Source organism: Luteimonas sp. KH_071 (assembly GCF_057838005.1).
The window spans coordinates 301,470-314,025 of sequence record NZ_CM174458.1 but is presented as its reverse complement, the minus strand read 5'-3'; the positions used below and the strand labels follow the sequence as shown (position 1 = coordinate 314,025).

Genomic DNA, 12,556 nt, shown 5'->3' with positions numbered 1-12,556 from the left:
CGCGCCGCGCGTCAGTCCGCTGCAGGCAGTGTCACTGTCGCGCGCAGTCCGCCGAGCATCGGCGAGGCGTCGAGCACGATCACGCCGGCATGCAGATCCAGCACCTGTCGCACGATCGACAGGCCCAGGCCGCTGCCGACGACGCCCGTTCCCAGCTCGCGATGGAAGCGGTCGAAGACCCGCTCGCGGGCCGCTTCGGGAATGCCCGGACCGTCGTCCTCGACGATCAACTGCACGTGTGCGTCGATGCGCGTGACCGACACCCGCACGCGTCCACCGTCGGGCGCATAGCGGCAGGCGTTGTCGACGAGGTTGCCGACCAGTGCATCGAGCGCGGCTTCGTCGCCGGTGACCTGCTGCGCGTCGCCGTGCAGCGTGATCGCGAGACCACGGCCCGCATCCAGCGTGCGCCGCTCGGCGACATGCGTGTCGGCGAGTGCATGCAGATCCACGCGCCGGGGCGTGGCGACGGCGGCGCCCGGCTCCACGCGGCTGAGCACCAGCAGCTGTTCGACCAGGCGCTCGATGCGCTGCACGGCCGCGTCGAGCAGCCCTTGCGCGGCGGCGCGCTCGTCGGCGTCGCCGGCAGTGCGCTGGTTGTCGGCATGCACTTTCAGCGCGGCGATCGGCGTGCGCAGTTCGTGCGCGGCATCGGCGGTGAAGCGGCGCTCGCGCTGGAAGGCGGCATCGAGTCGCGCGAGCAGATCGTTGATCGCCACGACCAGGCCCTGCACTTCGAGCGGCACGCGGCCGGGCTGCAAAGGCGCGAGACGGTCGGCGGTGCGCGCCTCGACCTCGCCCGACACGCGCGCGAGCCCGCGCAGGCTCCAGCCGACCAGCAACCAGACGAACACCGCCATCAGCGGAATCGCGAGCAGCAGCGGCAGCAGCGTGCCCTCGGCGATGTCCCCGGCCAGCTCCATGCGGATGTCCGACAGCTCGCCGGACTGGTACCAGCGCCCGCGCGGCGAGCGCAGGGTGAACGTGCGCCAGTGCGCGCCGTCGATGACGACATCGGCGAAGCCGGCCACCAGCGGCGCCAACGGGATGTCGGGGCCGCTGTCGGAGCGCAGCAGCAGGCGGCCGTCGGCATCGCGCGCCTGGAACGCGAGCTTGGTCTCGTAGGCGTGGCCGGCAGGAAACGCGAGCGCGTCGCCGACGCCGTCGGCCGTGCCCTGCCACACCGCGACGACGATCGGGGCGCCATCGCCGTGATCGGCGAGTTCGCCCAGCGGTTCGTCGACCAGGCTCATCAGCACGCGCGAGGAATGCGCGAGCTTGGCATCGAACATCTCGCCGGCTTCCTGCAGGCCGGCGTGGTAGCTGAACCCCGCGGCGACGATCATCACCAGCGACATCACGCCGATCAGTCCGACCAGCAGCAGGCGACGGATCGATCTCATGCAGCGTCGCCCGCGGGATCGTCGAGCGCGTAGCCCACGCCGCGCACGGTGCGGATCAGCGCCGGATGCAGTCGCTTGCGCAGATGGTGCACGTGCACGTCGACCGCATTGCTGGCGACGTCCTCGTCCCAGCCGTAGAGCCGCTGCTGCGCGGTCTCGCGCGAGACGATGCGGCCGGGGTGTTCCATCAGCAGGCGCAGCAACGCGACCTCGCGCCGCGGCAGGTCGACCACCCGGCCCTGCCAGGTGACCGTCAGCGACGCCGGGTCGAGCGCGAGCCCGGCGAAGGCCAGCGTCGGACTGGCCTGGCCGCTGCTGCGGCGAAGCAGCGCGCGCACGCGGGCGAGCAGTTCGCCGTTGTCGAAGGGCTTGCCGACGTAGTCGTCGGCGCCGAGGTCCAGCCCCAGCATCCGGTCGGCCGCTCGCTCGCGCGCACTCAGCACCAGGATCGGCACGGTGGCGCCGGCGCGGCGGGCCTCGCGGATCACCTCGAGGCCATCCTTGCGCGGCAGGCCGAGATCGAGCACGACCAGATCGATGCCGCCGGCGCGGATCGCCGCGAGCGCGCTCGCCCCGTCCTGCAGCCAGTCGACGGCATAGGCGGCGCGACGCAGCGCGGTGCGCAGCCCCTCGCCCAGCGATGGATCGTCTTCGACCAGCAGGATGCGCATCGCCGCAGTCTGTGGCGGCGCTCAGCGGCTGGCAAGGTGCTGGCGCACCTCCGCGAGTTTGCGTGTCGCCTCGGCGCGGCGGCCGCGGTCTGCGACATCACGCCCCGGGCGTGCCGGCGCGGCGACGGCCTTCTCGAACGCCGCCGCGGCGCCGGCCCAGTCGCCCTGGTCGCGGAGAAAGTCGCCGTAAAAGTAGTTGGCGTCGATGTCGCCGGGGTTGATCGCGAGGGCGCGCTGGAGATGTTCGCGCGCCTTGGCGTCGTCTCCGAAGCCGACCGGCCAGCCCGGCACCTGGTAGTACAGCGCGCCGAGACTGGTATGCGCCGCGCCGCCGAGCGCGGTGTCGTCAACGGCAATCGCCGCCTCGAAATCCTTGCGCGCCTGTTTGACCAGCGACAACGCGCCGAGACCGCCACGCTCGCCGGCGAGGCTCGAGCGGACGATGCCGTCCCAGATCAATGCGCCCGGGTCGCGTGGCTGCGCGGTCACCAGCGCCTGCGCGCGATCGGCGAGCGCCGCCAGTGCGGCTTCGCGCTGGGCCTTGGGCGTGACGTAGGCGGCCTGCGCCCACTGGTCGCGCACGGCGATGACGGGCGCGGCGGGTTCGGCGGCGGATGCGAGTGCCGGCAGCGCCAGGCAGGCGGCGAGCAGGGCGGCGGCGAGGCGGTCAGAGCGGAAGCGGATCATGGCGGTGCTCCTGGGGTGCGTTGGAGGTGGCGCCACCGGCGTGGTGGCGGATCAGCGGCAGTTGTTTCGCGAGGCTGCGGTCGATCAAGGCGGGCAGCAGCCCGTTGAGGCGGGCGAACAGGGCTTCGGGCCAGCCGAGCTGGCGCCGTCGGGTGCCACGTTCGATCGCGCGCACCAAGGTCTCGGCGACGTGATCGGGCGCGTCGACATGCGTGCCGAGCGCCTGGTTCAGCGCATCGACGGCCGGCGCGTTGAACGGCGTCTGCGTCGCGCGCGGGGCGATGTACTGGAAGCGCACGGTGCCGTCTGCGTGTTCACGGCCGAGACCTTCGATCAGACCGCGCAGGCCGAACTTGCTCGCGCTGTAGGCCGAGAACCCGGGAAAGGCGAGGCTGCCGAAGGTCGAACCGACCGCGACCACGGCGGCCTGGCCGTGGGCCTGCAACACCGGCAGCAGGCAGCGGATCAGCTGCATCGGCGCGACGAGATTGGTGCGCACCAATGCCTCGAACTCGGCATCGGCCTGCGCGGCGAACAGACCGAACGATGGACGTGCATGTGCGAGTACCAGGACCGACGGCGCAGGCAGCAGCGTGCGGGCATGCGCCAGCAATGCCGCGCGATCCACCGCGTCGGTCAGGTCGGCGGCGAACGGCGTGACCGCACCTGCCGGATGGCTGCGCGCCAGCATCGTCAGCCGGTCCGCGTGCCGCGCGACCGCGAGCACGCGCGCGCCGCGCGCCACCAGCGTCGCCACGAGTGCCGCGCCGATGCCGCCGGTCGCGCCGGTCAGCAATACGGTCCTGCCGTCGAGGTCCATCACGCCGCCTCCGCCTGGCGCAGCGCGTGCGCGGGCACGTGCAGGCCGCGAAAGACGTCGCCGTAGAGGCGATAGAAGCGTCGCGCGGCGCGGATCACCGCGGCCTGGTCGTCCGGGTCGTCGAGGCGGTTCATCAGGCATTCGAAGAAGCCGGCGTGTTCGATGTCCAGATCGCCGTGCGACAGCAGATAGCTGAAGGCGGTGCGCGGCAGGCCCAGCGAGGTCTCGATGCTCGTCGCCGCGCGCGTCGCCAGGGCGACGCTGGTGCCTTCGAGCACCAGCACCATGCCGAAGAAGCCGACCGGATTGCCGCGCGCGATGGTGTCGTAGGCGTAGGCGACCATCAGCTCGGTCGCCAGCGACGGCTCCGACGCCGCCGCGGCCGCGCGGTCCGCATCACAGGCGGCGATGTCGTCGAGGATCCACTCCTGGTGCCCCATCTCCTCTTCGATGTATTCGCCGATCGCAGTGCGCAGCCATTCCAGCCGCGCCGGCAGGCGTGCGCCGCAGGCCATCAGCAGCGGCACGGTATGGCGGACGTGGTGATAGGCCTGGGTCAGGAAATCGACGTAGGTCTCGCGCGCGATATCGCCGGTGAGGGCGTGCTGGATGATCGGCAGGGTGACGAGGGTGGCGCGTGCATCGGCGGTCTCCGCCAGCAGGCGGTCGTGGAAGGTCATGCGGGCAGTTCCTGTGTGGGGGCGGAATCAGGGGAGACGCAGGCCTCGTCGTAGACGCCTGCGATGGCACCGGCGTAGGCGTGCGCGATCGCGTCGCGACGCGGCCGGCCGTTGTCGGTGAGCAGGCCGTCGGCGGCGGTGAACGGGCGGTCGGCACGGATCACGCGGGAGATGTGCGCGTAGTCGGGCAGGCCGGCATTGATCGCGGCAAGGGCGCGCTGCACGGTGGCGTCATCTGCATCGGTGCGGCGCAGCCAGGCGACCGCGACGTTGAATGGGCGTGCCTCGCCGAGCACGATCGCCTGTGCGAACAACGGATGCTGCAGCAGCTCGCTCTCCACCCATTCGGGCGAGACGTTGCGACCGAACGCGGTGATGAACATGTGCTTGCGGCGGCCGGTGACGTGGACGAAACCGTCGGCATCCACATGGCCCAGATCGCCGGTGGCGATGGCGCCCGGCGGCGGCGCGTCCTCGCCCAGATACGACAGGCAGCGCACGCCGGCGACATGGAGCTCGCCGTCGACCACTGATACCCGCGCATGCGGCAACGGCCGCCCGACGCTGCCGGCGCGCACCGCGCCGGGCCGGTTGAGGGCGACCACCGAGACGCATTCGCTGAGGCCATAGCCTTCGAACACCGGCAGTCCGAGCGCGGCGGCACGCGCCAGCAGCGCAGTCCCGACCCGGCCGCCACCCACGGCGACGAAGCGCAGCGAGGCCGGCAGCGCGACGCCCTGCTCGGCCGCGGTCACCAGCGCCAGCAGCAGTTGCGGGAACACGATGAGGCTGTGCGGCGCGTAGCGGTGCAGGCAGGCGAGCAGCCGCGGGACATCGAGCCCGGCGGCGCCGCTGTAGCCGATCTCGGCCAGCGGTGGCACCGCGATGTCGGCGCCCGACAGCAGCGCGCCGTAGAGACCGGAGATGTTCTCCAGCAACGTCGACAGCGGCATCAGGCACAGATGCCGCGCCGGTGCGAGCGGACGCGACGCGTCCACGAGCGCGCCGGCGACAGTGAGCAGCGCGTCGTCGCCGATGCACACGCCCTTGGGCTGGCCGGTGGTGCCGGACGTGAATGTGATGCACGCGATGCCCGCAGGCATCGCCGCACCCGCGGCATCCAGCATGCGGACGCGCAGGCCCGGCAGCAGCGGCTGCGTGTCTGCGTGCGATGCGGCGCGCTCGGCCAGCACCAGCAGATCGGCGCCACTGCGCGCGAGCGCATGCGCGGTCTGCGCGGCGCTGAAGAACGTGGGCAGCGGCACATGCACCAGACCACGCGCGCGCAGTGCGAGATCCAGCGCCAGCCAGTCGGGCCCGTTGTCGAGCCGACTGGCGACGACTCGCGCGCCTCGCGCCTGCAGCGCATCGGCGATCGCCAGCGCGCGGGCGCGCAGCGCGGGCGCATCGAGCGCGCCGTCGGCCGTCAGCACGCGCGTGGGCGCATGCGCCAGGCCCTCGAGCAGATCGCCGAAGCCGCTCATGCGGGCAGGTTCGCGCAGGTCGCCACGGCGCCATGCCAGGGCGCGACCTCGGGCGTCGCACGCGCCTGCAGGAAGGCGTGGCCGGCGGCGAGATCGCCGAACAGCACCTGCGGCTGCACCTCGTAGTAGCGGCCCCAGTCGGTGCCGTCGTCGTGCACGCGCGAGCGGTCGGCGTCGGCCAGCACCACGGTCGCCAGATGCAGGCGGTCGAAGGCGTTGCGCAACTGGCGCGTCGCGGTGAACAGCACCCAGCGCAGGCCGGCTGCATGCAAGGCGCCGGTGAGGTGGACGATCAGCGCGCGGGCATCGCCGGCCGACAGCGCGGCGAGATTGCCGACCTCGACCAGCTCGCCGCGCGACACCGTGCGCCCGACCGACGCGGCGACGATCGTCTCTGCGGGGGCATCGAGATACTGCTCGACGAACAGCGCGCCGTCGCTGCCGGTGCGCAGGCCCACCGCCGCCAGCAGACGGCCGTCGCCATCGCGGAACGCGAGCAGATGCGGCAGGAAGCTGCGCAGCCGCGCGCCGTACCGTGCGAGATAGACGTGGGCGATGAAGGCCTCGACCTCGGCGCGGTCGACCGCGTCGTGTGCGACGACGCGGCAGTGTGCCCAGGGCCGTGGCAGGCGGGCGGAGATGCGGGCGGAAGCGGTGTCCATGGCGCGGCATGCTGTGGCCGCACGATTAAGCCTCGATTAGCCCGTTGTTAGGACTTCGTTCCGCGCGGCCCGCGGTGCACGCAGTGCATCCTGGCGTTCAGCCCGCGCGCGGCGCTTCGTCCTCGCGCACCTTGAACCAGGCGGCATACAGCGCCGGCAGGAAGATCAGGGTCAGCAGCGTGGCGACCGTCAGCCCGCCCATGATCGCCACCGCCATCGGGCCGAAGAACACGCTGCGCGAGAGCGGGATCATCGCCAGGATCGCCGCCGCCGCGGTCAGTACGATCGGGCGGAAGCGCCGCACCGTCGCATCGATCACCGCGTCCCAGCGCGCGTGGCCGGCGGCGATGTCCTGCTCGATCTGGTCGACGAGGATGATCGAGTTGCGCATGATCATGCCGGCCAGCGCGATCGTGCCGAGCATCGCGACGAAGCCGAACGGCACGCGGAACACCAGCAGGAACAGGGTCACGCCGATCATGCCCAGCGGCGCGGTCAGCAGCACCAGCGCGGTCCGCGAGAAGCTGCGCAGCTGCAGCATCAGCAGCGACACCACGACGAACAGGAACAGCGGCAGGCCGGCCTTGATCGAATCCTGGCCTTTGCCGGAGTCCTCGACCGTGCCGCCGGTCTCGAGCCGGTAGCCGTCGGGCATCGACGCGCGGATGCCTTCGAGCGTCGGCAGGATCTGCGCGACCACCGTCGGCGGCGTCGCCTCGCCGCGGATGTCGGCGCGCACGGTGATCGTCGGCAGCCGGTCGCGATGCCAGATGATGCCGTCCTCGAACGTCGGGTCGAGCCGCGCGATCTGGCCCAGCGGCACCGATGCGCCGCTGGAGGTCGGAATGGCGAGGCTCTCGAGCATGTCGAGCTGGCCGCGTTCGTCGTCGGCACCGCGCATGACGATGCCGATCAGTTCATTGCCCTCGCGATACGTGCTGACCTGCAGGCCCGACAGCGAACTCGACAGGAACTGCGCGAGGGTCTGCGAACTGACGCCGAGCACGCGGGCGCGTTCCTGGTCGACCAGCAGGCGCACGACGCGGCTGGGTTCGTCCCAGTCGAGATTGACGTTGGCGACGCCGGGATTGGCGCGCACCTGTTCGGCGATCGCATCGGCGATGACGCGCACGCGTTCGACGTGTTCGCCCGACACACGCAGCTGCACCGGATAGCCGACCGGCGGCCCGGTCTCGAGCCGCGTCACGCGCAACTGCAGTTCGGGGAATGTCGGCCCGACCTCGTCGATCAGCCACATGCGGATGCGCTCGCGCGCCTCGACATCGGTCGTGGTCACGACGAACTGGGCGAAGTTCGCCTGCGGCAGTTTCTGGTCCAGCGGCAGATAGAAGCGCGGCGAGCCGCTGCCGACATAGGACACACGCGAATCGATGCCCGCGTGCCCGTCGAGCAGCGCGTCCAGACGCGCGGCCGCGGCTTCGGTGGCGCGCAGCGAACTGCCTTCGGCCAACTCGACGTCGACCATCAGTTCCAGCCGCGTCGAATCGGGGAAGAACTGCTGCGGCACGAACCGGAACAGCAGCAGCGACGCGACCAGCATCGCCGCGGTCGCGCCGATCACCAGCCAACGATGGGTCAGCGACCAGTGCAGCCACGTGCGGAAGCGCCGGTAGAACGGGCGCTGGTAGGGATCGTGGTCGTGCGCGCGCGGCGCGCTCGGCGCCAGCGCGAAGGCGAAGGCCGGCCAGCGGTCCGCGGCGCGCGCCCGCGCATCGCGCCAGCGTGCCGGCAAGGAGCCCGGGCGCGGCGGCTGCGGGTTCGCCAGATCCGGCAGCATCTTCTCGCCGAGCAGTGGGATGAACAGCACCGCGGCGATCCACGACACGACCAGCGCGATCGTCACCACCTCGAACAGCGAGCGTGTGTACTCGCCGGTGCTCGATGCGGCGGTCGCGATCGGCAGGAAGCCGGCCGCGGTGATCAGGGTGCCGGTCAGCATCGGGAACGCGGTGTGCGTCCAGGCGTAGCTCGCCGCCGCGAGCCGGCTGTCGCCCTGCTCCATGCGGATGGCCATCATTTCCACGGCGATGATCGCGTCGTCGACCATCAGCCCCAGCGCGAGCACCAGCGCGCCGAGCGAGATCTTGTGCAGGCCGATGTCGAACTGGTCCATCGCGATGAAGGTCATCGCCAGCACCAGCGGAATCGACACCGCGACGACGAGTCCGGTGCGCAGGCCCAGCGACACGAAGCTCACCAGCAGCACGATGATCACCGCCTCGGCCAGCACCTTGACGAACTCGCCGACCGAATCGCGCACCGCGCGCGGCTGGTCGGACACCTTGCGCAATTCCATGCCGGCCGGCAGCGTCTCCTGCAGCTGCGCGAACTCGGTTTCCAGCCGCTTGCCGAGTTCGAGGATGTCGCCGCCGTCGTGCATCGCCACCGCGATGCCGATCGCGTCTTCGCCCATGAACCGCATGCGCGGCGCGGCGGGATCGGCGAAGCCGCGCTCGACGGTCGCGATGTCGCCCAGACGCACCGTGCGGTCGCCGGCGCGGATCGGGAAGTCGCGGATCGCGTCGATCGAATCGAAAGGTCCGTCGACGCGCAGCTGCACGCGTGCGCTGTCGGTTTCGAAGAAGCCCGCGGATGCCAATGCGTTCTGCTCCGCCAGCGCCTGCTGCACCGCGGCCATCGGAATGCCCAGCGTGGCCAGTCGCGTATTGCTGACCTCGATCCAGACCTTCTCGTCCTGCAGCCCGACCAGCTCGACCTTGCCGACGTCGTCGACCAGCTGCAGTTCGCGCTGGATCCGGTCGGCGTAATCCTTCTTGATCGCGTAGTCGAAACCCGTGCCGGTCAGCGCGTAGATGTTGCCGAAGGTATCGCCGAACTCGTCGTTGAAGAACGGACCCACGATGTCCTGCGGCAACTGCGGACGCAGGTCGTCGACCTTCTTGCGCACCTGGTACCAGAGATCGGGAATCTGCGCCGAGCGCATGTCGTCGCGCGCGTGGAACACGATCTGCGATTCGCCCGGGCGCGAATACGAACTCACGAACTCGTAGTCACCGGTCTCCATCAGCTTGCGTTCGATGCGCTCGGTGACCTGGCGCGAGACCTGCTCGGCGGTGGCGCCCGGCCACTGGGTCTGGATGACCATCGCCTTGAAGGTGAAGGGCGGATCCTCGGACTGGCCGAGCCGGCCGTAGGAGAAGATGCCGGCCACCGCGACGACCAGCATCATGTAGAGCACCAGCGTGCGGTTGCCGAGCGCCCATTCGGAAAGGTTGAAGCGGCTCATGGGCAGGCTGCCCGTAGGCGCGCACTCGCGCGCGAGAGCCTGACCGGCAACGCGTCGTTGCGCGCGAGCGCGCGCCTGCAGAAACGCGGCAACGGATACATGCCCCCACCCATCCTCCCCCGCAAGCGGGGGCGGTGTGGTTGCCCCGAGCGGGACCGGCTTGCGATCGACAGCCTGATCATTCGGCGGCTACCGGCTTCGGCGCTTCCAGATGTATGGGCCGGTTCTCGCGATCCACCGGCGTCACCCGCTGGCCTGCGCGCAGCAGATGCCCGCCGGCCGCCACCACCAGCGCATCGGGCGCGAGACCCGACAGCACCGGCACGCTGCGCGCGCCGTACGCTCCGGTCTCCACCGGCACCGAACGCAGGGTGCCGTCCGCCGGATCAACCACCCAGACCGCCTTGCCGCCATCCGCGCCCGGCTGGATCGCGGTCAACGGCACCTGCAGCGCCGAGTCCGATGTGGCGCCGACGAGATAGACGCGGGCGCTCTGTCCGAGTTCGAGGCCTTCCAGCGCGTCGTCGGCGATCGCCACGCGCGCGGCGTAGGTCCGTGTCTGCGGGTCGGCGCCCGCGGCGATTTCGCGGATCGTGCCCGGCACGCGGACGCCCGGTCGGTTCCACAGTTCGATCTGCGCCGGCTGGCCGATCATGAAGTCCGCGATGCGCGATTCCGGCAATGCGATCGCGACTTCGCGGCCGTCGTCGCCGGCGAGCATGAAGATCGCCTGGCCCGCGGCGACCACCTGCCCGGCTTCGGCCTCGCGACTGGCGATCACCCCGTCGCGCGGTGCGCGCAACTGCGTGTAGCCGGCCTGGTTGCCGGCGACGTCCGCCTGCGCGCGCGCGGCGCGCAGTTGCGCCTGCGCCGCGGTATAGGCCGCGTCCTGCGCGTCCATCTGCGAGCGGCTGATCAGCTGCTGGTCGACGAGCGCGGCGTAACGCGCGCGATCGGTCCGGGTGCGGGCGTATTCCGCTTCGGCCGATGCGACCTGCGCCTGCGCCGACTGCTGCTGCAGCCGCAGATCGCCGGGATCGATCTCGGCCAGGACCTGGCCGGCACGCACGTGTGCGCCGGCGTCGACATCGCGCCGGATCAGCTGGCCGCCGACCTGGAACGCCAGCGTGGCTTCCTCACGGGCACGGATCTCGCCCGGGAATGCGGAGGCACCGCTGTCCCCGGACGCCGCAGGCGTCACCACGAGCACCGGTCGCGCGGCCGGTTCGGGCGCGCTGCGGTCGCCGCAGGCAGCCAGGGCGAGCGCGCAGACGATGATCAACGGCAGGCCGCGGTGCGCGGGGCGAAGCAGGGTCAGGCGGCGCATGGCGACCGTCCAGCAAAAGGGATACGGAGGCGTATCCTATATTTTCAGAACTCATTGGTATAGTATTGCCGGCCATGTCGACGCGTCCGTCCACGCTGACCCCTGTCCCGACGCCCGAAAAGGCGGCGGCCGGTCCTGGCCGTCCGAAGGATCTGGCCAAGCGCGCGGCGATCCTCGAAGCCGCGGAGCGCATGTTCCTGCAGCAGGGCTTCGAGGGCGTGAGCATGGACCAGATCGCGGCCGAGGCCGGTGTGTCCAAGCTGACCGTCTACAGCCATTTCGGCGACAAGGACACGCTGTTCACCGAAGCCGCGGCGCGCTACTGCGAGCAGCAGATGCCCGATTCGGTGTTCGAGCCCGCGCCGGCGACGCCCCTGCGCCAGCGCCTGCTGGAAGTGGCCGACGCGTTCTTCGCGATGGTGTCCTCGCCCGAGGCCGTTGCCGGCCACCGCCTGCTGTGCACGCCGCAGATGGTGGAGAAGCGCCTGCCCCAGCGGTTCTGGAAGGGCGGCCCCGAGCGCGTGCAGTCGTCGTTCGCGACGCTGCTGCGACGCCGGATCGAAACCGGCGATCTCGACATCGACGAGGCCCTGGTGCCGACCGCCGCCGCGCAGTTCTTCGTGCTGCTCAAGGGCGACCTGCACCAGCGGATGGTGTTCGACTGCGACGACGCCGGCCAGTGCGCCGCGCAACGGCGCGCGCACCTGGACGCTTCGGTCGACATGTTCCTGCGCGCCTACGGGCGTCGCTGAACGCTGTCACATGGGCCGCCCGCGTGCCGTCTGGGCCGGTGACTTCCGGCACTGCGTCGACTGCCACACCCCCGCGATGATGAACCCGCTCCCGCACCGCTAGAATTGCGGGCTGGCGAACGAAGGAACCCGCAACATGATGATCGACTACGCCAAGGCCCGTGCGGCGATGGTGGAACAACAGGTCCGGCCCTGGGACGTGCTCGATGCGCGCGTGCTCGAGACGATCTCGCGCGTGCCGCGCGAGGCGTTCGTCGCCGAGCCGCGCCGCGCGCTGGCCTATGCCGACCTCGAACTCCCGCTCGGCCACGGCGAGCTGATGCTCAAGCCCGTGGTCGAAGGCCGTGCGCTGCAGGCGCTGGCGCTCGAGCAGGGCGACGAAGTGCTGCAGATCGGCACCGGCAGCGGCTATCTCGCCGCGTGCATGGGCTATCTGGCCCGTGATGTCGTCAGCCTGGAACGCCACGACGACCTCGCCGACGCCGCCCGCGGCCGCCTGCAGGCGCAGGGCATCGCCAATGTCGACGTGATCACCGCCGATGCGTTCGCGTGGAATACCGACCGCCGCTTCGACGCGATCTGCGTCTGCGGCGCCGTGGATGTGATTCCCGAGCGTTTCGTGCAGTGGCTGCGTCCCGGCGGCCGCATGTTCATCGTCCGCGGCCGCGCGCCCGCAATGGAAGCCGTCCTGGTGCATCGCGAAGGCGACGCTGTCAACGCGCCGCGCATCGAATCGTTGTTCGAGACCGGGCTCGCCTACCTCGCAGGCGCCGCGCCGGTGCCGCAGTTCACTCTCTGATCG

Annotated in this window: 11 protein-coding genes; 2 read left to right on the top strand and 9 right to left on the bottom strand. The window is 70.9% G+C overall.

The annotated features are described in order from the left end of the window. Positions 1–11: 11 nt before the first annotated feature. The 9 genes from AC3IRM_RS01455 to AC3IRM_RS01415 all read right to left on the bottom strand — a co-directional run bounded on the left by AC3IRM_RS01455 (position 12) and on the right by AC3IRM_RS01415 (position 11,002). Complete coding sequence (locus AC3IRM_RS01455; protein ID WP_489205796.1) at positions 12–1,382, bottom strand: ATP-binding protein; 1,371 nt, start codon at positions 1,380–1,382, stop codon at positions 12–14. Positions 1,383–1,399: 17 nt separating this feature from the next. Beyond that, positions 1,400–2,074 carry a response regulator transcription factor gene (locus AC3IRM_RS01450; protein WP_394002100.1) on the bottom strand — a complete coding sequence of 225 codons (675 nt, stop codon included), beginning with the start codon at positions 2,072–2,074 and terminating at the stop codon, positions 1,400–1,402. Between the two features lie 21 nt (positions 2,075–2,095). Then, positions 2,096–2,761, bottom strand: a complete 666-nt coding sequence (locus tag AC3IRM_RS01445) for a tetratricopeptide repeat protein (RefSeq protein ID WP_489204557.1) — start codon at positions 2,759–2,761, stop codon at positions 2,096–2,098. Then, positions 2,742–3,581 (bottom strand): SDR family oxidoreductase, encoded by an 840-nt coding sequence (locus AC3IRM_RS01440; protein ID WP_489204556.1) that lies wholly within the window; start codon positions 3,579–3,581, stop codon positions 2,742–2,744. The genes AC3IRM_RS01445 and AC3IRM_RS01440 overlap by 20 nt, the downstream gene beginning before the upstream one ends. Beyond that, the gene (locus AC3IRM_RS01435) at positions 3,581–4,261 is read right to left on the bottom strand and encodes an iron-containing redox enzyme family protein (protein WP_489204555.1); all 681 of its coding nucleotides are present in this window, start codon (positions 4,259–4,261) and stop codon (positions 3,581–3,583) included. Before AC3IRM_RS01435 ends, AC3IRM_RS01440 begins: the two co-directional genes overlap by 1 nt. Then, a complete protein-coding gene (locus tag AC3IRM_RS01430) occupies positions 4,258–5,745 on the bottom strand; it encodes an AMP-binding protein (RefSeq protein WP_489204554.1) in 1,488 nt (495 codons plus the stop codon). The genes AC3IRM_RS01435 and AC3IRM_RS01430 overlap by 4 nt, the downstream gene beginning before the upstream one ends. Then, entirely contained in the window at positions 5,742–6,407 is a 666-nt protein-coding gene (locus AC3IRM_RS01425) for a thermostable hemolysin (protein WP_489204553.1), read from the bottom strand. Before AC3IRM_RS01425 ends, AC3IRM_RS01430 begins: the two co-directional genes overlap by 4 nt. 97 nt (positions 6,408–6,504) lie before the next feature. Continuing rightward, the gene (locus tag AC3IRM_RS01420) at positions 6,505–9,675 is read right to left on the bottom strand and encodes an efflux RND transporter permease subunit (RefSeq protein ID WP_489204552.1); all 3,171 of its coding nucleotides are present in this window, start codon (positions 9,673–9,675) and stop codon (positions 6,505–6,507) included. A gap of 178 nt (positions 9,676–9,853) precedes the next feature. Then, positions 9,854–11,002, bottom strand: coding sequence for an efflux RND transporter periplasmic adaptor subunit (locus tag AC3IRM_RS01415; RefSeq protein WP_489204551.1), 1,149 nt, complete (start codon positions 11,000–11,002; stop codon positions 9,854–9,856). A 74-nt stretch (positions 11,003–11,076) separates the two neighbouring features. On the opposite strand from AC3IRM_RS01415, the gene AC3IRM_RS01410 reads away from it, so the two are divergent. After that, the gene (locus tag AC3IRM_RS01410) at positions 11,077–11,754 is read left to right on the top strand and encodes a TetR/AcrR family transcriptional regulator (RefSeq protein ID WP_489204550.1); all 678 of its coding nucleotides are present in this window, start codon (positions 11,077–11,079) and stop codon (positions 11,752–11,754) included. 136 nt (positions 11,755–11,890) lie between these two features. Next, positions 11,891–12,553, top strand: coding sequence for a protein-L-isoaspartate O-methyltransferase family protein (locus tag AC3IRM_RS01405; RefSeq protein ID WP_489204549.1), 663 nt, complete (start codon positions 11,891–11,893; stop codon positions 12,551–12,553). Positions 12,554–12,556 lie beyond the last annotated feature (3 nt).